This is a genomic window from Bacillus paranthracis (assembly GCF_024296885.1).
Classification (GTDB): Bacteria; Bacillota; Bacilli; order Bacillales; family Bacillaceae_G; genus Bacillus_A; species Bacillus_A paranthracis.
The window spans coordinates 3,822,748-3,846,132 of the sequence record NZ_CP101135.1; the positions used below are offsets into that span (position 1 = coordinate 3,822,748).

Genomic DNA, 23,385 nt, shown 5'->3' on the forward strand with positions numbered 1-23,385 from the left:
CTCATTTACCCCCTTACATATTTTTTGTATAACACTTGTGTTCCGCTATTTTCTTCCCCATCTTTTATTAGCTCTTCATACAATTCCTTCGCCAAACTTAAACCTGGTACTGGCAATTGTAATCTTTCAGCCTCATCTAACGCGATCTTCATATCTTTCATAAAATGCTTTACATAAAAACCTGGTTCAAAATCTTCCTTTAACATTCGAGGAGCTAAATTACTTAATGACCAGCTACCTGCTGCTCCCGTTGAAATACTCTCCAATACTTTATCAGGATCTAATCCAGCCTTTTTTGCATAAGCAACAGCTTCACATACTCCAATCATATTAGAAGCAATCGCAATTTGATTGCACATTTTTGTATGTTGTCCACTTCCAGCAGGCCCTTGCAACTGAATATTTGTTCCTAGTTTTTCAAATAACGGTAAACATCTATCATATATTTCTTTCTCTCCACCGACCATAATTGCGAGTCTTGCTTCTTTCGCACCAACGTCTCCTCCAGATACAGGTGCATCTAACGTATATACATTCTTACTTTTACCGGCTTCATTAATACGTTTTGCCAATGTTGGTGTAGATGTCGTGAAATCAATTGCAATCGTACCTTCATTTGCATTCTCCAAAATTCCATCTATCCCAAAGTACACTTCTTCTACATCATGTGGATACCCAACCATAGTCATTACAACATCAACTTGCTTTACTAACTCTTTCGGTGTATCACACCAATTTGCACCATCTTGTACTAAAGAGTCTGTTTTCGATTTTGTTCTATTATATACATATACTGTATGACCGTCTTGCATGAAATGACGCACCATACTTTTTCCCATTACACCAATACCAATGAAACCAATTGATACATTTTTATGTTTCATTTTCTCATCCCCTTTGTTCTAATAAATCACTTACCATCTTTCGGAAATCTTTATTGAAGTCATCATCCATACTATTTTTCACATTTGAAAATAAAATAACAAAAGTCCCTTTTTCTTTATTAAAATTATTGAAAGTGTTCCAACCAGATAGTACACCATGATTATGAAAATAATCCGGATATATGTAAAAACTAAATGCATATTTTCGTTCTGGTGAAGGTGAAAACATCGCTTGTATACTTTGTTCAGAAAGAAGTTTTCCATTTATAATTGCTTCGTCTAATTTCTTCATATCTCCAACTGTCGTATACATCTCACCACAACCATATAGCCAATCCATGCCTACCTTCTGCGCTGGTACAAGCTCTTGATTTTTTTTCACATAACCCTTTGTAAAATTTTTATCTCCAGGTACCATATTTCCCATACCAGATTCATGCATATCTGCTTTTGCAAATATATTTTCTTTTATATAATCTCCTAAAGGTTTTTTCGATATATGTTCTATTATATAGGCAAGCACCATATAATTATAATCTGTATATCTCCAACCTGTTCCTGCAGGAAATTCTAAATTTTGACGTCCAATCCAATTAATTAACTGTAAACGGGAAGCAGCATTAACATTGCCTTTTGCGTGTTCAGGTAAACCAGAGGTATGCGTTAATAAATGATATAACGTAATATTTTTATTCTCCGGAAATGAAGGAATATATTTATTTACATTATCTTGAATATTTAGCTTACCTTGATCCTGCAGTTGTAAAATAGATGTAGCCACAACTGTTTTCGTAATAGAACCGATACGATATTTTGTGTGAGGCGTATTTTCTATTTTATTTTGAACATCAGCATACCCATATCCTTTATTCAATATAACATGCTCTTTATCTGTTACCAAAACTGTTCCATTGAATTGCTTTCCGACTAAATATTGATCTAATTTTTGAGATATGCTAGCGTAATCAATTTGCTTTTCTTTTTCTTCTTCTATATTCTCTTGTACTTCTGATTCAACAGCAGGATTCACCTTAGTTGTTAATTCTTTATTTTCCTTTATATTAGAATTATAGAGAAAATAGTATACTCCTCCACAAACTAAAGCACATATTGAAACTATCATCATTATTTTTTTTATCATTTTGTTCCTCCATAATTCCTTCGTTCAAAATCCCCCCTACACTCTATTATCAAGTAATAAAAAAAAATCGCAACAATTTGTTGCGAAAAATCACTTTTTTTCTTTTCTATATACACACACTTGATTTTTTCCATTTTTTTTCGCTTCATATAATGCAATATCCGCTCGTTGCATTAATTCTTCTCTTGTAATCCCTTTTTCATATAATGCAACTCCAAAGCTCGCTGTTAATTTCGAAATTCCTGAGAATTGCTTTGTTTCAATGAAAAATCGTAATGATTCCGCAACTTGAAATGCTTCTTTTTCTACTGTATTCGTTACTAAAATAATAAATTCTTCTCCTCCCCACCTAGCAAATACATGTTGCTGCTCCACTTTAGATTTCATGAGCTCTGCAAGCTCAATTAATGCTAAGTCACCAAAGTCATGGCCATACGTGTCATTTACTGCTTTAAAATTATCTATATCAAATAAAATAAGTGCTATGTTTTCATTATTACGCATCGCATTATCCCATTCTGCCTCGAGTATTTGTTGGAATTTCAAACGATTATAAATCTCTGTTAACGAATCTATCATAGCAAGTCTTTCTTGTTCTTGATAGATTTCATCTAATTCGGTAATCTCTGTACACTTCACAATAAATCTTGATAAATCTTCTGGCAATGGTGTCGCACGCAATAAAAAAGTTGACACTTCCCCTTCATAGTTGGACATCTTAATTCTTCTATCATATGATAATGTATCATCTAACCATGTTATATCATGAGTTGTTGAATAGTATCCATTTTCTCTAATAAGATGTTCAGCAAATACTAAATGTTGCTCACGATAAGCAAACAAATTTTCATATCCGAAAAACTCTAAAAAATTTGTATTACAATCAACAATCTCATCGTCTTCTACTATAAATAATAGATCATTTCGAAAATCAAACATCGTTTGAAGTAGTTCTTGTTGCAAACTTACTTGCCGCACTAAAGAAAGCTGATATAAACTTTTATTTACTTCCTCTAACACCATTTGCGGAGTCACAGGGGCTATCACAATATTACGTATTCCTAACGTAAGCACCTCTGCAAACTCGCTTGTTATTTGTTGATCCCAAATGACAATAAATGTACTCTGTGGATTATACATATTCTTTATATATTTTATTTGAGAAAAATCTGTTACATACATAATTACAATATGTGGTTTAGTCCTCTGAAATAATACTTCTCCTTCTTCAAAACTATTTGCTATAAACATACATTTTGGATGGATATTTTCTATCGTTTGTTGATGTGTGCATCCATTTTCTATATAAAGGACATTTAACTGAAGATCTTGTAATACATTTTGGAAAACCGTATTCTCTAATAAAAAATGTAGTATGTTCATCACTAGTCTTCACTCACTTCATATATCTTGTTCTACAGAATTCCTCACAAACATTTTATAAAAAACTGTTCTCTAAAAACTTTAATGAGTGAGGGATACATGTTAACAAGCTAATTGAGAATGTTATCTTTGCTTTTTCACTCTATAAATTCCTTTTTTAGTGTATGATTATAGGAATTGTATCGTTTGTATGAATGCCCTAGCTTCCGCTTGAAAACTTGACAATTAAAATAAAGATATTATATTCTTAAATTCGATAACTTACAAAATGTAAGTAGAATATATTACATGTATTTTTTTCATAATTTGATATGTAATTTGGAGGATATATAATGACAAACGAAAACTTTTTTAATGTTTTATATGAACGCACATCTACACGTGCATTCAACCCAGAGAAAGAAATTTCATCTACAGAGTTACACGAGATTTTAAAGGGAGCTGCCCAAGCACCTTCCGCTTGGAATTTACAGCATTGGAAATTCCTTGTATTCCAAGGTGAAGATGTACAGAAACGATTACATCCAATTGCTTATAACCAACAACAAATTCTTGATGCTTCTGCTGTAGTCGCTATTTTAGGTGATTTAGAAGCTTATAAAAACGTTGAACCCGTTTATGGTCCAATTGTAGAACAAGGATTTATGAAAGAAGAAGCAAAAGAACGCTTAGCTAAAAATATTGAGTCTGCATATGCCCGTGAGCAATTCCCAAGAGATGCAGCCTTTTCAAATGCATCTTTAGCAGCAATGCAACTTATGCTTGCAGCTAAAGCGACTGGCTGGGATACTTGTGCGATTGGTGGTTTCAACCCACAAGCACTTACAGAAGAATTCAATGTTTCATCTCGCTACGTACCAATTATGCTTATTACAATTGGGGAATCCACTTTAAAAGGCCATCCTGCACCACGAATGAGCGTAGAACAAGTGAGTGAATGGGCAAAATAATAAAGCGAAACTTGAATCAGTGTGAGGGTCTTACTGCCCTTTCATACGAATAAAAAAGAAACGAAGGTAATTTCATTACCTTCGTTTCTTTTTTATTCTGTCACACATCCGTAATACTAAAATGTATGATTCGACATCCACACATAAAAAACAGTAAATTTCATGCTATTCGCATACATATAAATGACGTTTCGTGTCGAATTTTGTTAAAGTATCGAAATATAACCGTGTGTTTTTGTTACAATTATGATACAATGATAACAAATAGATAACAAGAGAGGGATTTTCATTGAGTTCATACGGAAGCTTTATTGCACTTTTATGTTACATAGTAACTGTACTGCTTCTATATTTTATTGGCGATGCTGCAAATATTTCAGTTTTACAATTTCCAAAAGAAGAAGCATTCCAATTAGAATCAGAAAAACATACTGCACGATCCATTGTACCGCTACTGTTAGCTCTTCCTGTATATATCATCGTTTTATATAAAAGCAAAAAAGTGTAAAGGCTACCTATTTCATTCATTTCGGTGGTCTTTACACTTTTTTGTGATATCTATCCTATTTTAAACATCATTCCGTAATAAACACCCAGCTAGTCTTTTAAAATGAGAAATTCCCCTAGAAAAAATTCCACTCTCTGTCCAGTCACTCACTACCGAACTTACATAGATTATAAGTGTGAAGGGGGTGATGAGGATTATGTTTGGATCATTTGGATGCTGTGATAACTTTAGAGACTGTCATCATCATGAAAGAGAGTGCAGACATCATGAGAAAGAGAAAGAGAAAGAAGTAGTTAGACCACAACAACCAGCTGTATGTAACGTACTTGCTAGCATTTCAGTTGGAACAGAGCTTTCTCTATTAAGCGTTAAAGGTGTTGGATCTTTCAACAATGTAATTTTTGAAGGTTTCTGTAACGGTGTTGCTCTTTTCTCTGCTTTAGCTCGTAATAACAATGACAAAGATAACAAAGATAACAATAAAGACGATAAGCACAATCAAAACCGAAATACTTTTACTGGTATTTTACGTGTATGCCCAGCTGATATCGTTGCTATCGCTATCTAATTTTGTTCCTTATCTTCAAAAGTAAGAAAATAAGTTTTACTTTTCTCATAGAAAAAACCTGAGACCGATTTCAAATCGACTCAGGTTTTTTTATTGATTATATACTTTTAACTAGTTCAACAACTTCTTCAGCAGTTGACATCATTAATGCTTTTTCTGCTAATGTTTCCATTTCTGCTTTTGACAACTTGCTTAGTTGTGTTCTTGCAGGAAGAATAGATGTTGCACTCATACTGAACTCATCTAAACCTAATCCTAATAATAATGGGATCGCAAGTGAATCTCCCGCCATCTCACCACACATACCAGCCCATTTGCCTTCTTTATGAGCAGCATCGATAACCATTTTTACAAGACGTAAAATAGATGGGTTATATGGTTGGTATAAGTAAGATACTTGTTCGTTCATACGGTCTGCAGCCATTGTGTATTGAATTAAGTCGTTTGTTCCGATAGAGAAGAAATCAACTTCTTTTGCAAATTGATCTGCTAATACTGCTGAAGCTGGGATTTCAACCATCATACCAACTTCAATAGAATCAGAAACAGTTGTACCCGCTTCTACAAGTTTCGCTTTTTCTTCTAATAGGATTGCTTTCGCTTGACGGAACTCATCAAGAGTTGCAATCATTGGGAACATAATTTTTAAGTTACCGTATACGCTAGCACGAAGTAATGCACGAAGTTGTGTACGGAACACATCTTGCTCATCAAGACATAAGCGAATTGCACGGTATCCTAAGAATGGGTTCATTTCTTTTGGTAAATGTAAGTATGGAAGCTCTTTATCTCCACCGATGTCAAGTGTACGAACAACAACAGGTTGACCTTCTTTTACACCTTCAAGAACTGCTTTATACGCTTCGAACTGCTCTTCTTCTGTTGGAAGATTATCACGGCCCATGTATAAGAATTCTGTACGGTATAAACCAACGCCTTCTCCGCCATTATCGATAATACCTTGTACATCATTTGGTGTTCCGATATTTGCAACAAGCTCAACGTGATGTCCATCACTTGTTACAGTAGCTTGATCTTTTAATTTTGCCCATTCAGCTTTTTGCTCTTCAAATTTCGCTTTCTTTTCTTCAAACGAGCGAAGAGTTTCTTCTGATGGATTAACAATTACTTCTCCATCTAAACCATCGATGATTACGATATCGCCGTTTTGGATTTTCTCCATAACAACTTTCGTACCAACAACAGCTGGAATTTCCATAGAGCGAGCCATAATTGCAGAGTGAGATGTACGTCCACCGATATCAGTTGTAAAACCTTTTGCATACTTACGGTTTAACTGAGCTGTATCAGATGGTGTTAAATCTTCAGCAATAATGATTACTTCTTCAGAAATTGTACCAGGATTTGAGAAGTTAATGCCTAGTAAATGTGCAAGAACACGTTTTGTTACGTCACGAATGTCCGCAGCACGTTCTTTCATATATTCGTTATCCATGTTTTCAAACATAGAAATAAACATTGATGCAACTTCATCCATTGCAAATTCAGCATTTACTTTTTCACTATTTACTTTATCTTTTACTGGGTTTACTAGTTCTGGATCATTTAACACTAATAAATGTGCTTCAAAGATCGCAGCTTTGTCAGCACCTAGCTCAGCAAAAGCGTGGTCTTTAATAGCTTCTAATTCTGTTTTTGCTTTCTCAAGCGCAGCTTCTAAGCGTGCAATTTCTGCAGCTTCGTTTGTAATTGATTTCTTTTCGATGTTAAATTCAGGATTTTCAAGTCTGAAAGCCTTTGCAATAGCAATCCCACTTGATGCAGCGATCCCTTGAATGTTAAGAGTCATTATTCTCCTAATCCTTCGTTTTTCATAGTTTCTTCGATAGCTGCTAGTGCTTGAGCTGCATCATCACCATTTGCAGTGATTTTAATTTCCGCGCCTTGTTGAATACCTAAAGACATAACGCCCATGATTGATTTTAAGTTAACGTTCTTTCCGTTATACTCTAAGTTAATGTCAGAACCAAATTTGCTTGCAGTGTTTACAAGTAGAGTTGCTGGACGAGCATGAATTCCTGAGTCGCTAGTTACTTTAAAGATTTTTTCCATGATAATTTATCTCCTTTAAATTACAGTATTTTTTTAGTTGTATAGACGTGAGTACTACATCATCTATTGTATATAATAGGCGATGTTCGGTCAACCACATCACCTATTATAATTATAAACATTTTGCGTCAAATTCCTACTGAATGTCAATAATAGCGTTTTCGCCCTTCTTAACATTTCCATCTTTTTTCAATTCGACTTGCTGCCCTTGCTGTAAATTCGTAAATACAATTGGTGTAATGATAGATGGTGCATTTTCTTTTACAAATGCAAGATCTACTTTTAATAATGGTTGTCCTTGTTTCACTTTGTCACCTTGCGCTACAAGTGCTTCAAAACCTTCACCATTTAATTTTACAGTATCAATACCGAAGTGGATTAAAATTTCTTTTCCACCTTCAGATTGAATACCAATTGCATGCTTTGTAGGGAATACGTTGACAATTTCACCGTTAACTGGAGAAACTACTGTTCCTTCTGTTGGCTCAATTGCAAATCCATCTCCCATCATTTTTCCTGAGAATACTTGATCCGGCACTTCTGTAATAGGTAGGATTTTCCCTTCAATTGGTGAAACGATTGTTTCGTTTTCATCAACTTTTTGAGGAGCTTCTTCTACTTTTACAGGCTCTGCTTTTTCAACATGAGGTGTACGACCTGACATAATATCATGAATTTGTGATTTTAATGTGTCAGATTTCGGTCCAAAAATAGCTTGAATGTTATTTCCAACTTCAAGTACACCAGCTGCTCCAAGTTCTTTCAAGCGATCTTTATTTACATTCTTTTGTTCGTTAACTTGAACACGTAAACGAGTAATACAAGCGTCTAAAGAAGCAATGTTTTCTTTACCACCAAGTGCTACTAATACTTCACGAGGAAGTTCACCTGCTTCTGCTTTTCCTGCACCTTCATTCGCATTTGCAACTTCACGGCCAGGTGTTTTTAAATCCCATTTACGGATTGCAAATCGGAATCCGAAGTAGTAAATAACCGCTAGTACAAGACCAACAATAATTACCCACCACCATGCCGTACGGCCTGGTAGTACACCGAATAATAGGAAGTCGATTAAACCACCAGAGAATGTCATACCAATTTTAACACCTAAAATTTGCATTGTCATAAATGATAGACCAGCGAATACAGCGTGAATTCCGAATAATACTGGTGCTACGAATAAGAATGAAAATTCAAGTGGCTCTGTAATACCTGTTAAGAAAGATGTTAATGCAGCAGAACCTAAAATACCAGCTGCTAATTTTTTATTTTCTGGGCGTGCTTCATGGTACATTGCTAAAGCTGCTGCTGGAAGACCGAACATCATGAACGGATACTTACCAGTTGTAAATGTACCTGCTGTTAATTCTACACCGTCTTTTAACTGTGCCATAAAGATTTTTTGGTCACCACGAATTAATTCGCCAGCCGCATTTGTATACTGACCGAATTCGAACCAGAACGGTGAATAGAAAATGTGATGTAATCCAAATGGAATTAATGAACGTTCAATTAAACCGAATATGAATGCTGCTAATGTTCTATTTGCATCAATCATTTGATGTGAGAACGTGTTTAAGCCACCTTGAATGTATGGCCAAACGAAGCACATGATAATACCTACTATTAAAGAGAATGTTGCAGTTGCGATCGGTACGAAACGCTTACCTGCAAAGAAACCTAAGTATGATGGTAATTCAATGTTGAAGTATTTATTATAACAATATGCCGCTACTATCCCGACGATAATACCACCAAATACTCCTGTTTGTAGCGTTGGAATTCCTAATACGTTTGCATATGCTGGATCGGTAAATCCAATTTTTACTGGATCTGCTCCAGAACTTGTTACTTTCACTAGCTTATCTACTTCTAAGAACACACTCATCGTTTTGTTCATAATTAAGTAGCCAACGAATGCTGCTAAACCAGCTACTCCGTCTCCACCAGCTAAGCCAATTGCTACCCCAACTGCGAATAGTAATGCAAGGTTAGCGAAAATAATATCACCAGATTGTTCCATAATTTTTGCTACCATTACGAACCAATCTGCTTTTAAAGCAGGAATAACATTTGTTAACTGTGGATTTTGAAATGCATTACCAAATCCAAGTAAAATACCTGCTGCCGGTAAAATCGCTACTGGAAGCATAAGCGCTTTTCCGACTTTTTGAAGAACACCAAAGATCTTCTTAAACATGGAAACCCTTCCTCTCTTATCTATATTGATACCTTCCGACAAACGCCAAAAAGGCATGAGGAAAAAAAGATAGAACGATAGCTATACAAAGGGTAGTATATCCCTTTCTCTAGCTTACATTCCTTACTTTTCTCCACTCATGCCTGATCGAATCAGTAACACGTGTCAAAAATAGGTTTACGTATAAGTTCACTATAATTAAGGCAAACGTTTTCGTTTTATACCTTAATGTGTTTGTCGAAATTTGTATAACTTTGCAATAGTTATTATACATAACTATTGTAAGCGATTCAATGATTTTTTTTAACGTTTTCATTTTCGACAAAAATATATGTCATTTTACACATGCTCTGCCTTCACTAAGCGCTGCAGGTGCATCGTTAAATATATACTCTCTGCTTCATAAACAGGAAGTTGCAATTCTTTTTGCATAACCTTAACTAGCTTCCAAGCTAAATTATAACAGACAGGATATTCCGCCTTTAATAAATCAGCAAAACTTTGCGATTCCTCTACTTTTTCTCCTTTTTTCACCCTCTCAATAGCATATTGAAGATGACGAATAAGGCGTAAATAGTGAATACTTTCTTGGTCTAATGTAATTTGTAAGTTCGTCTCAATTAAAGATACAAGCTGTGCGATGAGACGGGAGTTTTGATTAACTGAAGATAAATCTGAATTTGTAAGTGAACTGTAAATATGGAGTGCAATAAACCCGATTTCTCCTTCTGGCAATGTAATTTGCAAACGAGAATTTAAAAGGTTTACAACACCTTCAGCAATTTTATATTCCTCTGGATAGAGCATTTTCGTTTCAACTAAAAAAGGATTATCAATTGTAAACCCTTGTTTTAAACGCTTAATTGCAAAAGAAATATGATCTGTTAAAGCGATATGAATATGTTCATTCAATGGGGATTTTGCTTTTTCTTGAATATAGAACATAATATCATTCATTAATTCAATTAATTTTTCACTCACATGCGGAACTAGCAGTTTGTATTGTTCACGATCACGTTCATTTTTTAGAACAAACATTTTTTCAATTTGTTCTTGCTCCAATACATCTTTCGCTTTTTTCCCAAATCCAATTCCTTTACCAATCACTACTACTTCCTCATGTTCAGGATGGCTAGCAATGATGACATTATTATTTAAAACTTTTTTAATTTCTAGATAATTACTCATATAACACCACCCTCGTACTTAAATAGCCTGCTTTTATGTTACAGAATATTCTTCTTTGTCGTCAATGTAAAACATCTACCATTTCATAAAAATTCATTTTTTAGACATGTTTATATATGATGCGTATAATGTAAGAGCAACTGTACATAGAAAGGAGATAACAACATGATTAAAATGTTTGTAAGTGATATCGACGGTACAATGATGCAACACGGAGGTTTAATTGACGAACAGGATATTGTAGCACTTCGTAGTCTTGCTGAACAAAATGTGATTCTTTGTTTCGCTTCTGGCCGACTTGATAATGAAATTGCAGACTTAATGAAAGCTGTAAATACAAATTTTCACCGCATTAGTGTTAATGGTGTTTTTGTATATACAAATGAAAATAAGCAGCTATTATCTGCAACTTTTGATTCCAGCATTCTTCCTGAATTGTTACACATGACGAATGAAGATCCTTATTTCCGTTATGTTAGTGATGAACATAATTACTACATTGAAGAAAAAACACCGTTTATTCACGAACTTGAGCAACAAGTAACGATGACTTCTGTCGAAGAACCAAATTTATTACAGAAAATAGATGATACAATTTTCCCGAATAAAATTTCTGTCGGTGGAACAAAGGAGAGCTTACAACTCCTTCAGAAAAAAATTGATGAAAAATTTCATGGAAAAGTTAGTACGTTCATTTCAGCAGAACAATGCTTAGATGTAATGCCACCTAATATTAGTAAAGGTTCTGCTATTTCTGTTTTATTAAAAGAGTTTCAATTACAACCAGAGGAAGTTGCTTGCATAGGGGATTCTTATAATGATATTCCAATGTTTGCTCTAACTCCTCACAGTTTTGCTATGGCTCAAGCAGATGACGCAGTAAAAGAACACGCTCACTATGTAGTAAATACAGTTAAAGATGCTGTTAACCACGTAATTGCTCATAATAAAAATACGACTCACTCCTTGTAAGGATGAGTCGTATTTTTTCTTTACATGTTAAACAATTTGACATTTACTGTACTTCACAAACTGAAATATATTATTTGTTACGTGCGATGTTTGTAATAAACTTATAACGATCTCCACGATAAATACATTTCACATACTCTAACGGTACTTCACCTTCTGAATATGACCATTGACGCATGACAAGCACTGGCGCCTTTTTAGGAATATGCAGATGTTCCGCTTCATTATCCGTTGCAATTGAAGCTTCAATTGATTGAGTAGCGCTAACAAGTTTGAAGCCCAGTTTTTTCTCTAAATGTTCATATAAAGATTGTTGCAATATTTCTTCGTTAATATCTTTTACAAGAGCTGGCGACAAATATGTCGTCTCAAAAGCAATCGGTTCATCGTCAGCTAAGCGAATACGCCTCACTTCATAAACCGACTCTCCCTCCTGTATTCTCAGCCGGTCTGCTATTTTCACAGTAGCTGGAACTAGGCGGAAACTTAATAATTGACTACTTGGGTTCATCCCACGAGAAATCATATCTTCCGTGAATCCTGTCATTCCTTGCAGTTTTTGTTCCACTTTCGGAAGTTGGACAAACGTACCGATTCCACGTTTCCGATATAAATAACCTTGTTCCACTAAATTATTAATCGCCTGTCTGATTGTCATACGACTCACTTCGAACTTATCGCAAAGTTCATTCTCAGATGGGATTTTATCTCCCGGCTTCCATTCGCCGTCCTCAATTAGCTGTTTCACCCACTCTTGAATCTGATAATAGATCGGAAATGGTGAATACTTGTCGATGTTCATCAGCAATCGCCTCACTGCATAAAGATAGAGCTTCTTGATCAGCGATTACGGTTACATTCGGATGACGTTGTAAAACTGTAGCAGGACACGCTTCACTATATGCACCTTGCAATAATTCTTTAACAGCTTCTGCCTTTTTAGAACCCATAGCAACAAGTAGAATTTGTTTCGCTTTCATAATGCTTCCAATTCCCATTGTAATTGCATGAGTTGGCACATCTTCTTCTTTTTCGAAGAAGCGAAGGTTTGCTTGGCGTGTAGATTCTGTTAATTCAACAATGTTTGTTGGAGAATTAAACGGTGTTCCTGGTTCGTTAAATCCGATGTGACCGTTTTCACCGATTCCAAGAATCTGTAGGTCAACTGGGTTAGCAGCTAGAATGCCCTCGTAACGTTTGCACTCTTCCTCTAAATCACTTGCCATCCCGTTTGGTACATAAGTTTGTTTAAATGGAAGATGATCAAACAACTGTTCTTGCATGAAATAGTGATAGCTGTTTTTATCTTCATGTGGTAAATTTACGTACTCATCTAAGTTTACAGTGGTTACACGGCTTGTATCAAGTTTATTTTTTCGCATTTCTGCATAAATACCTAATGGAGAGCTTCCTGTAGCCATTCCTAATGTTGGATTTTCTTTTGTTTTTACAACTTCTTCAATTAATTTATAACCTGCTTCTGCTAGTTCTTCTGGAGTTTTTACAACAAGAATATTCATTTCATTACTTCCCTTCCTTCATATGAATTCCTAAACGAACCGTATCATATACATGTAAATCTTCATTCATCACAACAAAGTCTGCATCTTTTCCTACCGCTAATGCACCTTTATTATTTAATCCAAACTCTTCTGCTTGGTTCACTGATGTCATTAGTACTGCATCTTCGATTGAACAACCTGTAAATTCAATTACATTTCGGAAAGCTTGATCCATTTTTAGAATACTACCAGCTAACGTTCCATCTTCTAATCGAGCACTACCATCTTTTACATGTACTGGCTGTCCGCCAAGCTCATATAATCCATCTTCAAGACCTTTTGCACGCATTGCATCAGTAATAACACTTACTTTTTTCGGTCCTTTTAATTTATATGCTAATTTCACCATATCCGGGTGAATGTGAATACCATCTGTAATTACTTCAACCATTACATCTGGATTTAATAACACATGACCAACAACTCCTGGTTCACGGTGATGTAATCCACGCATTTGATTGTATAAATGCGTTGCATGTGTAATGTTTCTATTTTTTAGTTGCGCATCAATTGCATCGGTATGTCCCATTGTGCCAACAACACCAGTTTCAGTAAGATATTGCTCAAACTCTAACGCACCTTCTTCTTCAGGTGCATATGTTACTAATTTAATTAAATTTCCGCTTGCTTCCTGCCATTGTTTAAATTGTTCAATATTCGCAGGAACAATATGTTCAAGTGGTTGTGCACCCGCACGTTTTTTTGAAACATACGGTCCTTCTAAGTGAATATATTCGAAATGCGCTCCTTTTTCTTTCGCTTCCTTCGCAGCATGTAGTGCTGCTTCGATTGCTTCTGGAGCTTGTGTCATTGTTGTTGGGAAGTAAGTTGTAACTCCTTCTTTTAACATTTCTTTCCCTAGAGTTACTAACCCATCGCTATTTGCATCCATCGCATCAATATCGTATCCACCATGAATATGAACATCAATCATACCTGGAATCACAATTTTCCCTGCCGCATCTAAAACAGTTTCATTTTCTTGTGATACATATTGAGCCATCAAACCAATTTCTTTAATTGTTTCTGCGTAACGAATAAATCCGTTTTCTACTACTTCTTGACCTGTATAAATTTTGGCATTGATGACAACTTGCGTTTTCATTTTCATCGATCCTTTCCCATGAAATACCTACTTGTTATTATTACCTTATTCGCCTAATTCCATCTTAATATATGCACGAGTAGTTGTCTATACATTCTAATGAAATTTCCTCTTTGCTTAACAAAAAGGAAGCTTAGTACGTCTCTCGCAATTATAATATATGTTATTCATTTTTTCCAAAAAGGAACAATATCATCTATTGTATGAATCACTTAAGTAATGGCATTAATCCGCTAGACCCTATTGTAATATGTTCGCCGTCTGTTTCCATTTCTACCGTACGTCTATTTGTTCCATACATCATTATACCATGCTGTTTTAATCGTCTCACTACACTTTGATGCGGATGCCCATACGGATTTTTGCTACCATAAGAAAGAATCGCGAACTGTGGTTCTACCTTCTTTATAAACCTTTCACTTGTTGAAGTATATGAGCCATGATGTCCCACCTTTAGCACATCTGCATGTACATCAAATTGCTTTAATATTTCAGTTTCCGTCCGCACATCAGCATCACCCATTAGTAAAAAATCTGCCTTACCATACCGAACCTTTAATACAATTGAAGATTCATTATTTTCATCTTTGGACTTCCCATTGTTTAATACTTGTATGGAAACATGCGGATCTAGCGGTATGTATTGGCCCTCTTTTACTGAAATGAAAGGGATTCCCCTTTTCTTTATATGATTTCGATACGTATGATAAGTAAGAGAACTATATGTTTTTCCACTATCTAATATAAGTGATACCGGCATTTGCTCTACAATCGGAATGAGCCCTCCAATATGATCCATATCAGGATGAGTACTGACGATAGCATCTAAATGGTTAATTCCTTTTTCAATTAGCTTTTGGATGATAACCTCACCAGCTTCATAAGGTCCTCCATCAATTAACATCGTTTGTCCATTTGGCAATATAATAAGTGTTGCATCACCTTGCCCAACTTTTAAGAAACTCACTTTCATTTTACCAAAATGTTGCCGCTGCATATGTAAAGGAGACGCGGTATGAATAGACATCATATACCTTTTTGCCGATGCACTATTTAAAGAAAAGCATAACAAAACAGAAACTAATAATAAAATACTTCGTATACCTCTCATAACTCGTCTCCTTTTTTCAATTAGTATGGCACGGTATATAATTGATATACAAAAAAAGCTTAGCAAAATGCTAAGCTTTTATTTCGATATCTCTTGTAAAGAACCAAAGAATAAATCCGCTTCATTCATTTGTTCGTTTTCTTCAGAAAGCGGAGGTAAATCATCTAATGTTTTTAATCCAAACGTGTCCAAAAATTCTTTCGTCGTTCCATATAAAATCGGACGCCCAGGTCCTTCTGCTCTTCCCATTTCTTTTATAAGTAAGTGTGATACTAACGTTTGTAACGCCTTATCAGTTTTTACTCCTCTAATCTCTTCCATTTCAGTTCTTGTAATGGGTTGACGATATGCAACAATTGCTAACGTTTCTAGCGCAGCCTGAGAGAGTGAAGCAGCTGTTGGGATATCTATTAGTTTTTGATAGTACGACGCATGTTCTTTCTTTGTAGCAAAACGATATACTTTTGCATACTGTACAATTTGCAAACCGCGGTGTGCACCTTCACATTCTTTTTGCATTTCTTCTAAAATATTGATTACTTCGTTTCCTTCAATTTCAAGGACTTTTGCTATTTGTTCAGGAGAAATCCCTTCATCACCAGAAACAAATAAAAGCCCTTCAATGATTGATTTCTGTTCTGTTCTATCCATTTTACGAGCTCCTTCCTCCTATTTTCTCCATAAAAATACACATCAAAAAACCGAATCACAATCAATGCGTTCGGTTCAATATTTTTTCTCTTGTTCCAAACGATACATTCAAACCTAGCATGAGATATACTATTTCTATCCCATTTTCCATACTAACTCTATGCAGATTTAGTATAGCTTGATACGAAAATTTCATCAAAATTATGTTCTTGTTCAATTACGATTTGTTGATTTTTCATAAGCTCAAGAACCGCTAAAAATGTTACAACCATTATTTCCCGTTCATCATCAACAAACAAATCATAAAAACTTTGACGACCACCTTGTATTTCTAACAGCTTTAAAATATCCGTCATACGCTGTTCAATTGGTATTTCTTGACGAGTAATACGTGTTGTCACAGGTTTCTTTGCTTTTTTACGGCGCATTAATTTTTGAAATGCCGCTAGCATATCATATAACGTAACATCAAGAGGCAAGCTTGTCTCCTCTTCTTGTTGCAACGATGTAAAATCAATTGGCGGACGTGTATATAGCTGTGCTCTTTCTTGTTCTCTTTCTTTTAGTTCAGTAGCAACTTGCTTATATTTCTTATATTCAATTAACCTCTCCATCAATTCTTGACGAGGATCATCTATAAAGTCATCACCGTTATCAAGTACATCTTCTTCATGTTTCGGCAACAACATTTTACTTTTAATTTGTAATAACGTTGCAGCCATTACTAAATACTCACTTGCAACATCTAATTGTAATTCTTTCATCGTATGAACATAAGATAAATATTGCTCTGTAATTTCCGCTACAGGAATATTATATATATCAATTTCATAACGATGTATTAAATGTAACAATAAATCTAAAGGCCCTTCAAAAGCCTCTACTTTAAAATTATACTGCACAAAGCATCCCACCACATTTTTTCTATAACAACATAAGTATAGAGCATACTCATGTTCTATCCAACCTTTTTAAGAAATTTAATTAAAAATAGACCTATGCCTATGGCATCATGCCCACCACTTCATATGATAACAGTGTAGTAAGAACAATGTAGGAGGTCAAAAAACTATGGGTCACGTTGATTGTGGTTTTAGCGGTGGGTTCGCATTACTTGTTGTATTGTTTATTTTACTCATTATTGTAGGGGCAGCTTGCTTCTGCTAATATGAACAATAACGACTAGGGAGAAATTCCCTAGTCGTTTATTGTTCATATTTCTATGATAAACTTATACTTATAACCGTTAGATAGGGGCGAAGAAAATGTATCCTACGGAATACATACAGTTTTTAATTCATTTTCACGGAGATTATGATTATTTTGAATGCCACGAAATACTGGAAGAATATTGGAAAACAAAACCGAGAGGAAATCGGGATCATTATTTAGTCGGCCTCATTCAAATTGCAGTTTCTTTATACCATCACAGACGCTCTAACTGGAATGGCGCAGAGAAGATGATGAAAAGCGCCATAACGATTTTAGAAAAAAACAGTGCACATTTACTTCGTTTAGGAATAAATGAGGCACAACTTCTGTTCTTACTCAAAGATAAATTGCAATCTATCCAGAAAAAAGAAAGTTTTACACCGTTATTTTTACCATTGTCGGATACAACATTAGAAAAGTACTGCATAGAATTATGTCAGAAACAAAACCTTCCTTGGAAAGACGTGAATGCTACTTCTAATGAATTTATAATACATAAGCACACATTACGTGATCGAACAGAAGTCATCGCTGAACGAAACGAACAATTACAAAAAAGAAAGCAGAGATAATAAACTACTTATCTCTGCTTTCACGAATGTATATTTTGTTCAAGCCCTTTACACTTTTTGCAAAAACTTGCTGTTTGCTCATTTCCGCAAATTGTAAATTCAAGAAATTTACTCTTTAACTCTTGAACCATCTTCGTCCCAATACCCATATGACGGTGAGATGGATTCACACTCAAATGCTGAATTTCCAAAACTTGATTCTCTTTTTTTACAATCCCCATTATCCCAACAAAATCTTCGTTTTGTTTCCACAAATACAATTGCCAATCATCCTTTGCTTCATAATCTTTCATAGTCAATTGTAATGTTTTCACATCTTTTTCAGTTGGCATAAATGAAAGAAGCCCCATTGCAATCTTTTCATAACTTTTTTTAAAACGAATTAACATAACCCTTATCCCTTCTTACAAAAGTTACAAACTATTAAATCCCCTCAATCACTCTTTTCATATCACATTCATTTTACAATATTTTCAACAGAGTGAGAAGAGCTTAAAACAACTTGATAATCATACAAAGCGAAAAGAAGAAAGTCAAATATACATTTCATTACTATTTTTGTTAAGTAGATAAAAGAAGAAACACTGTTATATGAAAGTGAAAAGAAACATCCACCGCTCATTATCACTTCACTATTCATCACCTTAGAGCAGATGAATTCTAGCAAAATGAATGTAATAAACAACTTTTATTGAAATGTGGAATCTAATGTATTCTATGTAATTTGTTAATATTTTGTTCTCATAAGCGACTTATTTTCACTACAATCACATTACTACTTGTATCATGTACCGTAAACGAAATACCCATTCCTATTAAAAAAAGAGAGCAATAGCTCTCTTTTCTCATTCACTTATTCTTCCCAAACTTTAACTTCTTTCATTACATCACCTTGACGCATGTTTAATACTGTTTCAATACCGCTTGTTACTTTACCGAATACAGTATGTACACCATCTAAGTGTGGCTGCGGCTCATGAACGATAAAGAATTGGCTACCGCCTGTGTTACGGCCAGCATGAGCCATAGAAAGTGATCCTACAAGGTGTCTATGAGGATTTCCATCAGTTTCACATGGGATAGAGTAACCTGGGCCACCCGCACCCGTTCCTGTTGGGTCTCCACCTTGGCTTACGAAGCCAGGAATAACGCGGTGGAATGTCACACCATCATAAAATCCTTGCTCTGCTAGTTTTTTAAAGTTTTCTACTGTTTTTGGTGCCTCTTCTGGGAAAAATTCCAAATCGATTTTTTCACCATTTTCCATTACTATGTATCCTAAAGTTTTCATACGTATATGTCTCCTTTCAACTATCTCAGCACTATATTACCACATTCATGACTAGAAACAAAAAGAATCCGACAATCTACATACTTCTTTTTTGAAATGTGGAAAAAGCTAGGTGACAAATAAGAAATATATACTATAATAACTGTGTTGCCCGAAAATTTTAGAAAGAGAAAGGGAGCGATTTTTCGTGAAAACGAAATTACTAGCTCTGCTATTAGCTGTAGCAGTATTTATTATGCCAACAGCTTCGTTTGCAGACATCATCGAAGGAGAATCAATTGTTACACTAGGAGAAAACTTGTCTGAACAACAAAAACAAGATCTGTTAAAAGAAATGAAAGCACCAAAAGATGCTACAATTATTACTGTGTCTAATGCGGAAGAACATAAATTTCTAGAAGGGATTGTTCCAAAAGCGCAAATTGGTACGAGAGCAATTTCCTCTTCTATGATCACATACACAAAGCCAGGTTCTGGTCTCATTGTACGTTCAAAAAACATTAATTCAATAACAGATGCAATGTACACAAACGCACTTATTACAGCAGGTGTGAAAGATGCAGAAATTCAAATTACTGCACCATTTAAAGTTTCTGGAACTGCTGCTTTAACTGGTTTAATGAAAGCCTATGAAACAACATCAAACAAAGCAATTCCTGAGGAAGTAAAAAAAGTAGCCAATGAAGAAATGGTGCAAACATCCCAGCTCGGCGATAAAATTGGTGAAGAAAAAGCAGTTCAACTTGTTGCGAAAATTAAAGAAGAAATTGCCAAAGAGCAGCCAAAAACGACTGAAGATTTACGTTCATTAATTAAAAAAATTGCGGATCAACTTGGTATTACATTAACGGATGAACAGTTAGATAACTTAGTTGCTCTATTTGATAAAATGAAAAATCTTAACATTGATTGGAATCAAGTTGGCAGTCAGTTAAATAAAGCAAAAGAACACGTTTCTGCCTTTTTAGGATCTGAAGAAGGGCAAAGTTTCCTAGATAAAGTGAAAGATTTCTTCTCAAGTATCATTGATTTTGTTAAATCGTTATTCAAGTAAAAAGAAGCTCGCTAGTAGCGAGCTTCTTTTTTATACAAGTAACGGCAATTTCATAATAGCTTCTTCAACCGAACGAACAATATGATTCGCTTTCTCCTTCACATATGGATGAGCATGGTGCAGAGTAAATGAATGCGGGGTTATTTCAAACATAGAAATATCATTGAAAGAATCTCCAATGCATGCAACTTCATTTGCTTCAATTTGCAAATGTTCCATTAGTCGTCTTAAAGCACTCCCTTTACTTACTCCCCTTGGCATAATGTCAACATAGCGTTTACCAGACATAAAAACTTCCGCTTCGTTCTGAAATGTATCTCGTAATTCTTGATCTAATGCTTCAATTGTCTCTTCTTCCCCAAAAACAAACAATTTCGCAGGATGTACAGTTTTACCAAATTCCTCTTCTAACGCTTCAATTTCAGCGATATGCACTCCCATATACGCTTCAAAATTATGGTGATGTTCATTCTTCCTTTTTGTATATCGCTGCTCATTTGCACAAACAATATCCGCTAGTCCTTTTTTATGTATATATCGATATATTTCCTGGGCAACCGTATTTTCAAAACTCGATTCATAAAATAAATTCCCATCCGGAAGTAACATTGTCGCTCCATTTAAGCCAGTTGTGTAATATGGGAATTCAAACCTATTTACGACTTCATCAATTCGATGAGTAAAGCGGCCTGAGGCAAAACAAATATTTGTCCCTTTTTCAGCTAACCAACAAATTGCACGTTCATCTTCTTTTTGCATATGATTTACATTGTAAACGAGCGTGTCGTCTAAATCACTTACAAATAATTTAATCATGTCCTCTTCCCCTTCCATACACAATATCTACTCTAAGTGTACACAAAAAACGTTTGATTTTTGTTAAAAAACAATAAATTTTTGCTAAAAAAATAAACGGGTGTATAATCCCGTTTATTTTTGTCTTTTTACATTTTGAGGTCTTACAATACTTGGTCGTACTTTTAAACTAGACATCGTCGGACGGAGTAGAATTTTTGTTAATGCGCCCCAATCAAATGGTAAAAACGGCCATAAATAAGGGGTTTGCAAACTTTTTATAGACGTTAAAAATAAAATCAATATCGTCATACCAATTACAAAGCCCATCTCATGGAAGAGACCTGTTAAAATAATAACAAATAATTTTCCAACCTTATTCCCTAGCCCTAATTCATAGCTCGGTGTTGCATAAGCACCGATCATAGAAACTGCTACATACAAAATAACTTCTGGTACAAACAAACCTACATCGATTGCTATTTGACCAATTAATATGGCAGAAATTAATCCTGCTGCTGACGATAACGGCGTTGGAGTATGAATGGCTGCCATCCTTAAAAATTCAAGTCCTACTTCTGCCATTATCACCTGTAATAAAATTGGTAAATGTGTCATCTTAGTCGGTCCAATAAAAGCAAGATTTTCTGGTAAAAGAGTTGGATCAAATACAAACACTAACCAAAACGGTAGTAAAAACAAGGAGAATAAAACACCTAAAAAGCGTACCCAACGTAAAAATGTTCCGACTGCTGGATTTTGTCTAAACTCTTCTGCATGCTGTAAATGATGAAAATATGTTGTTGGCGTAATCATAGCACTCGGTGATGTATCAACTAGTACTAGAACATGTCCTTCTAATAAATGATTTGCTGCTACATCCGGTCTTTCTGTATATCGAATAAGCGGGAATGGATTATAGCTTTGCTTTACAACAAATTCTTCCACTGTTTTATCCGCCATCGTAATGCCATCGACATCGATATTATTTAATTCTTGTTTTATAATCTTTACTAAATCTGGATTTGCAACATCTTGTACATATGTAATACAAATATCCGTTTGCGATCGATCCCCTACTCGAATAATTTCATTTCGAAGACGTGGATCTCGAATTCTTCTACGAATTAACGCTGTATTTACAACGATATTTTCAACAAATCCATCCCTCGCACCGCGTACTACTTTTTCAGTATCTGGCTCTGTCGGTGTTCGTCCTGGATAGCTACGAACATCTATCACGAACGCTTCTGTTTCGCCTTCCACAAATATAACAATAAGCCCTGATAACGCTTGAAGCATTACTTCATCCATCGTTTTCACTTTACTTACTTGCTGATGAATTAAACGATTCTCTAAAAGCTTTACAGTATCTTCTTCAACATCCCTTATTTCATTCGTATCCACAGCTTCTTCTAAAATAGGAATAATATAATTTGTATCACAAAGTCCATTTACGAATAATACTGCAATTTCTTTATTCAAAATTTGAAATTTACGAATACCAACATCAAATGTGACGCCTAATCCAGCCGTTTGTTTTAAATAATTTTCATTGTCACTTATGAAAGTTGAAATCGGAATATCTATTTTTTTAGGCTTCGTCATAAAATCCACTCCTTTCCAAAATTAACTGAATTGCTTTTTTCGTAATTGGTGAGCCTCTCTCCCATTCATCGTTTCCACACATCTTACCAATATCACCAACACCAACAATGACGGGAACATTCAAATCATCTAAACAATAAATTGTATCTCCGCTAATTCTGCCAATTTCACCATCTGGAAGTCCAAATTTATCAACACCATATTCCGTTAAATTCCCGTTCCGATCTACACTTACATCTACACGTGCCCATTCCCAATGGTGTGTATTAGACGCTACTGCCAAAATCCCAAGTACATCAATTTGTTTATGCGTGGCTACATATTTTAAAGCTTTTTCACCAGATCCTTCTCCAATAAATCCACTGTCATCAAACATGACAAATACAGGGTCATATGGCGTTTGCATAATAAGCTCAACAACTTTCTTCCCTGTCAATTTGGTTGGATTACTTTGTGATGCTGAAATACACCTTCCCCCAAATTCCTTCGTTAAAAGCTCAATTGTTCGCTTTGCATATTCATCTCCATCTGTGACCAAAACAACCCTTCGTCTCATT

26 protein-coding genes are annotated in these 23,385 nt (G+C 35.1%); 7 read left to right on the forward strand and 19 right to left on the reverse strand.

Translation table 11 applies throughout. The features are described 5' to 3' along the window. Positions 1-5: 5 nt before the first annotated feature. The 3 genes from NLJ82_RS19645 to NLJ82_RS19655 form a co-directional block, all read right to left on the reverse strand. Positions 6-884 carry an NAD(P)-dependent oxidoreductase gene (locus NLJ82_RS19645; RefSeq protein WP_000681094.1) on the reverse strand — a complete coding sequence of 293 codons (879 nt, stop codon included), beginning with the start codon at positions 882-884 and terminating at the stop codon, positions 6-8. A 4-nt stretch (positions 885-888) separates the two neighbouring features. Further along, complete coding sequence (locus NLJ82_RS19650; RefSeq protein WP_000591947.1) at positions 889-2,025, reverse strand: serine hydrolase; 1,137 nt, start codon at positions 2,023-2,025, stop codon at positions 889-891. Between the two features lie 90 nt (positions 2,026-2,115). Next, positions 2,116-3,408 (reverse strand): GGDEF domain-containing protein, encoded by a 1,293-nt coding sequence (locus NLJ82_RS19655; protein WP_001023204.1) that lies wholly within the window; start codon positions 3,406-3,408, stop codon positions 2,116-2,118. Positions 3,409-3,740: 332 nt separating this feature from the next. Here NLJ82_RS19655 and NLJ82_RS19660 point away from each other — a divergent pair, with 332 nt between their 5' ends. From NLJ82_RS19660 to NLJ82_RS19670, 3 genes are all read left to right on the forward strand, one after another. After that, entirely contained in the window at positions 3,741-4,358 is a 618-nt protein-coding gene (locus tag NLJ82_RS19660) for a nitroreductase family protein (protein WP_000180604.1), read from the forward strand. A gap of 289 nt (positions 4,359-4,647) precedes the next feature. Further along, the gene (locus tag NLJ82_RS19665) at positions 4,648-4,866 is read left to right on the forward strand and encodes a hypothetical protein (protein WP_000100487.1); all 219 of its coding nucleotides are present in this window, start codon (positions 4,648-4,650) and stop codon (positions 4,864-4,866) included. Positions 4,867-5,062: 196 nt separating this feature from the next. After that, positions 5,063-5,434 carry a DUF3915 family protein gene (locus tag NLJ82_RS19670; protein ID WP_000468014.1) on the forward strand — a complete coding sequence of 124 codons (372 nt, stop codon included), beginning with the start codon at positions 5,063-5,065 and terminating at the stop codon, positions 5,432-5,434. Positions 5,435-5,531: 97 nt separating this feature from the next. On the opposite strand, the gene ptsP is transcribed toward NLJ82_RS19670, so the two are convergent. From ptsP to glcT, 4 genes are all read right to left on the reverse strand, one after another. After that, the gene (gene ptsP, locus NLJ82_RS19675) at positions 5,532-7,244 is read right to left on the reverse strand and encodes a phosphoenolpyruvate--protein phosphotransferase (RefSeq protein WP_000174221.1); all 1,713 of its coding nucleotides are present in this window, start codon (positions 7,242-7,244) and stop codon (positions 5,532-5,534) included. Continuing rightward, complete coding sequence (ptsH, locus tag NLJ82_RS19680) at positions 7,244-7,507, reverse strand: phosphocarrier protein HPr (RefSeq protein WP_000411079.1); 264 nt, start codon at positions 7,505-7,507, stop codon at positions 7,244-7,246. The genes ptsP and ptsH overlap by 1 nt, the downstream gene beginning before the upstream one ends. Before the next feature lie 136 nt (positions 7,508-7,643). Further along, a complete protein-coding gene (ptsG, locus tag NLJ82_RS19685; protein ID WP_000473192.1) occupies positions 7,644-9,707 on the reverse strand; it encodes a PTS glucose transporter subunit IIABC in 2,064 nt (687 codons plus the stop codon). A gap of 339 nt (positions 9,708-10,046) precedes the next feature. Further along, positions 10,047-10,895 (reverse strand): glucose PTS transporter transcription antiterminator GlcT, encoded by an 849-nt coding sequence (glcT, locus tag NLJ82_RS19690; RefSeq protein ID WP_000073863.1) that lies wholly within the window; start codon positions 10,893-10,895, stop codon positions 10,047-10,049. 165 nt (positions 10,896-11,060) lie between these two features. Between glcT and NLJ82_RS19695 the strand changes: the two genes are divergently transcribed. Then, positions 11,061-11,867 carry a Cof-type HAD-IIB family hydrolase gene (locus tag NLJ82_RS19695; RefSeq protein WP_000594235.1) on the forward strand — a complete coding sequence of 269 codons (807 nt, stop codon included), beginning with the start codon at positions 11,061-11,063 and terminating at the stop codon, positions 11,865-11,867. A 70-nt stretch (positions 11,868-11,937) separates the two neighbouring features. Here NLJ82_RS19695 and NLJ82_RS19700 read toward each other — a convergent pair whose 3' ends face one another. The 6 genes from NLJ82_RS19700 to NLJ82_RS19730 form a co-directional block, all read right to left on the reverse strand. After that, complete coding sequence (locus tag NLJ82_RS19700; protein WP_012644586.1) at positions 11,938-12,669, reverse strand: GntR family transcriptional regulator; 732 nt, start codon at positions 12,667-12,669, stop codon at positions 11,938-11,940. Further along, positions 12,599-13,387, reverse strand: coding sequence for a glucosamine-6-phosphate deaminase (gene nagB / locus NLJ82_RS19710; protein ID WP_001024206.1), 789 nt, complete (start codon positions 13,385-13,387; stop codon positions 12,599-12,601). The genes NLJ82_RS19700 and nagB overlap by 71 nt, the downstream gene beginning before the upstream one ends. A 4-nt stretch (positions 13,388-13,391) precedes the next feature. Then, positions 13,392-14,534: an N-acetylglucosamine-6-phosphate deacetylase gene (nagA, locus tag NLJ82_RS19715; protein ID WP_001993693.1), complete on the reverse strand. Its 1,143-nt coding sequence runs from the start codon at positions 14,532-14,534 to the stop codon at positions 13,392-13,394. Positions 14,535-14,742: 208 nt separating this feature from the next. After that, positions 14,743-15,645 (reverse strand): ComEC/Rec2 family competence protein, encoded by a 903-nt coding sequence (locus NLJ82_RS19720; RefSeq protein WP_001214088.1) that lies wholly within the window; start codon positions 15,643-15,645, stop codon positions 14,743-14,745. A gap of 78 nt (positions 15,646-15,723) precedes the next feature. Continuing rightward, a complete protein-coding gene (gene scpB, locus NLJ82_RS19725; RefSeq protein WP_000376223.1) occupies positions 15,724-16,296 on the reverse strand; it encodes a segregation/condensation protein ScpB in 573 nt (190 codons plus the stop codon). Positions 16,297-16,454: 158 nt separating this feature from the next. Next, a complete protein-coding gene (locus tag NLJ82_RS19730) occupies positions 16,455-17,198 on the reverse strand; it encodes a segregation/condensation protein A (RefSeq protein ID WP_001199760.1) in 744 nt (247 codons plus the stop codon). A 169-nt stretch (positions 17,199-17,367) separates the two neighbouring features. On the opposite strand from NLJ82_RS19730, the gene NLJ82_RS19735 reads away from it, so the two are divergent. Further along, positions 17,368-17,463 carry a YjcZ family sporulation protein gene (locus NLJ82_RS19735; protein WP_000510194.1) on the forward strand — a complete coding sequence of 32 codons (96 nt, stop codon included), beginning with the start codon at positions 17,368-17,370 and terminating at the stop codon, positions 17,461-17,463. A 98-nt stretch (positions 17,464-17,561) separates the two neighbouring features. Beyond that, positions 17,562-18,080: a DUF309 domain-containing protein gene (locus NLJ82_RS19740; protein WP_000283586.1), complete on the forward strand. Its 519-nt coding sequence runs from the start codon at positions 17,562-17,564 to the stop codon at positions 18,078-18,080. A 20-nt stretch (positions 18,081-18,100) separates the two neighbouring features. On the opposite strand, the gene ribT is transcribed toward NLJ82_RS19740, so the two are convergent. From ribT to NLJ82_RS19755, 3 genes are all read right to left on the reverse strand, one after another. Beyond that, positions 18,101-18,469, reverse strand: a complete 369-nt coding sequence (gene ribT, locus NLJ82_RS19745; RefSeq protein WP_000908397.1) for a GNAT family N-acetyltransferase RibT — start codon at positions 18,467-18,469, stop codon at positions 18,101-18,103. Positions 18,470-18,537: 68 nt separating this feature from the next. Beyond that, on the reverse strand, positions 18,538-18,720 hold the full coding sequence (locus tag NLJ82_RS19750) for a hypothetical protein (protein ID WP_002028396.1): 183 nt from the start codon (positions 18,718-18,720) through the stop codon (positions 18,538-18,540). 213 nt (positions 18,721-18,933) lie between these two features. Beyond that, entirely contained in the window at positions 18,934-19,371 is a 438-nt protein-coding gene (locus tag NLJ82_RS19755) for a peptidylprolyl isomerase (protein WP_000853792.1), read from the reverse strand. Positions 19,372-19,558: 187 nt separating this feature from the next. Here NLJ82_RS19755 and NLJ82_RS19760 point away from each other — a divergent pair, with 187 nt between their 5' ends. Continuing rightward, positions 19,559-20,425, forward strand: coding sequence for a DUF1002 domain-containing protein (locus tag NLJ82_RS19760; protein WP_000850502.1), 867 nt, complete (start codon positions 19,559-19,561; stop codon positions 20,423-20,425). Positions 20,426-20,455: 30 nt separating this feature from the next. Here NLJ82_RS19760 and NLJ82_RS19765 read toward each other — a convergent pair whose 3' ends face one another. From NLJ82_RS19765 to spoVAEA, 3 genes are all read right to left on the reverse strand, one after another. Then, on the reverse strand, positions 20,456-21,259 hold the full coding sequence (locus NLJ82_RS19765) for a Cof-type HAD-IIB family hydrolase (protein WP_001993687.1): 804 nt from the start codon (positions 21,257-21,259) through the stop codon (positions 20,456-20,458). Positions 21,260-21,355: 96 nt separating this feature from the next. After that, entirely contained in the window at positions 21,356-22,828 is a 1,473-nt protein-coding gene (gene spoVAF / locus NLJ82_RS19770) for a spore germination protein SpoVAF (protein ID WP_000165582.1), read from the reverse strand. Beyond that, the gene (spoVAEA, locus tag NLJ82_RS19775; RefSeq protein WP_001254415.1) at positions 22,815-23,384 is read right to left on the reverse strand and encodes a stage V sporulation protein SpoVABEA; all 570 of its coding nucleotides are present in this window, start codon (positions 23,382-23,384) and stop codon (positions 22,815-22,817) included. Before spoVAEA ends, spoVAF begins: the two co-directional genes overlap by 14 nt. Between the last annotated feature and the right edge of the window lies 1 nt (position 23,385).

What these genes read in the sequence shown, in the direction of transcription:
- NLJ82_RS19645 (WP_000681094.1), bottom strand. Translation starts at nt 884, where the DNA reads ATGAAACATAAAAATGTATCAATTGGTTTCATTGGTATTGGTGTAATG.
- NLJ82_RS19650 (WP_000591947.1), bottom strand. Translation starts at nt 2,025, where the DNA reads ATGATAAAAAAAATAATGATGATAGTTTCAATATGTGCTTTAGTTTGT.
- NLJ82_RS19655 (WP_001023204.1), bottom strand. Translation starts at nt 3,408, where the DNA reads ATGAACATACTACATTTTTTATTAGAGAATACGGTTTTCCAAAATGTA.
- NLJ82_RS19660 (WP_000180604.1), top strand. Translation starts at nt 3,741, where the DNA reads ATGACAAACGAAAACTTTTTTAATGTTTTATATGAACGCACATCTACA.
- NLJ82_RS19670 (WP_000468014.1), top strand. Translation starts at nt 5,063, where the DNA reads ATGTTTGGATCATTTGGATGCTGTGATAACTTTAGAGACTGTCATCAT.
- ptsP (WP_000174221.1), bottom strand. Translation starts at nt 7,244, where the DNA reads ATGACTCTTAACATTCAAGGGATCGCTGCATCAAGTGGGATTGCTATT.
- ptsH (WP_000411079.1), bottom strand. Translation starts at nt 7,507, where the DNA reads ATGGAAAAAATCTTTAAAGTAACTAGCGACTCAGGAATTCATGCTCGT.
- ptsG (WP_000473192.1), bottom strand. Translation starts at nt 9,707, where the DNA reads ATGTTTAAGAAGATCTTTGGTGTTCTTCAAAAAGTCGGAAAAGCGCTT.
- glcT (WP_000073863.1), bottom strand. Translation starts at nt 10,895, where the DNA reads ATGAGTAATTATCTAGAAATTAAAAAAGTTTTAAATAATAATGTCATC.
- NLJ82_RS19695 (WP_000594235.1), top strand. Translation starts at nt 11,061, where the DNA reads ATGATTAAAATGTTTGTAAGTGATATCGACGGTACAATGATGCAACAC.
- NLJ82_RS19700 (WP_012644586.1), bottom strand. Translation starts at nt 12,669, where the DNA reads ATGAACATCGACAAGTATTCACCATTTCCGATCTATTATCAGATTCAA.
- nagB (WP_001024206.1), bottom strand. Translation starts at nt 13,387, where the DNA reads ATGAATATTCTTGTTGTAAAAACTCCAGAAGAACTAGCAGAAGCAGGT.
- nagA (WP_001993693.1), bottom strand. Translation starts at nt 14,534, where the DNA reads ATGAAAACGCAAGTTGTCATCAATGCCAAAATTTATACAGGTCAAGAA.
- NLJ82_RS19720 (WP_001214088.1), bottom strand. Translation starts at nt 15,645, where the DNA reads ATGAGAGGTATACGAAGTATTTTATTATTAGTTTCTGTTTTGTTATGC.
- scpB (WP_000376223.1), bottom strand. Translation starts at nt 16,296, where the DNA reads ATGGATAGAACAGAACAGAAATCAATCATTGAAGGGCTTTTATTTGTT.
- NLJ82_RS19735 (WP_000510194.1), top strand. Translation starts at nt 17,368, where the DNA reads ATGGGTCACGTTGATTGTGGTTTTAGCGGTGGGTTCGCATTACTTGTT.
- NLJ82_RS19740 (WP_000283586.1), top strand. Translation starts at nt 17,562, where the DNA reads ATGTATCCTACGGAATACATACAGTTTTTAATTCATTTTCACGGAGAT.
- ribT (WP_000908397.1), bottom strand. Translation starts at nt 18,469, where the DNA reads ATGTTAATTCGTTTTAAAAAAAGTTATGAAAAGATTGCAATGGGGCTT.
- NLJ82_RS19750 (WP_002028396.1), bottom strand. Translation starts at nt 18,720, where the DNA reads ATGAATAGTGAAGTGATAATGAGCGGTGGATGTTTCTTTTCACTTTCA.
- NLJ82_RS19755 (WP_000853792.1), bottom strand. Translation starts at nt 19,371, where the DNA reads ATGAAAACTTTAGGATACATAGTAATGGAAAATGGTGAAAAAATCGAT.
- NLJ82_RS19765 (WP_001993687.1), bottom strand. Translation starts at nt 21,259, where the DNA reads ATGGAAGGGGAAGAGGACATGATTAAATTATTTGTAAGTGATTTAGAC.
- spoVAF (WP_000165582.1), bottom strand. Translation starts at nt 22,828, where the DNA reads ATGACGAAGCCTAAAAAAATAGATATTCCGATTTCAACTTTCATAAGT.
- spoVAEA (WP_001254415.1), bottom strand. Translation starts at nt 23,384, where the DNA reads ATGAGACGAAGGGTTGTTTTGGTCACAGATGGAGATGAATATGCAAAG.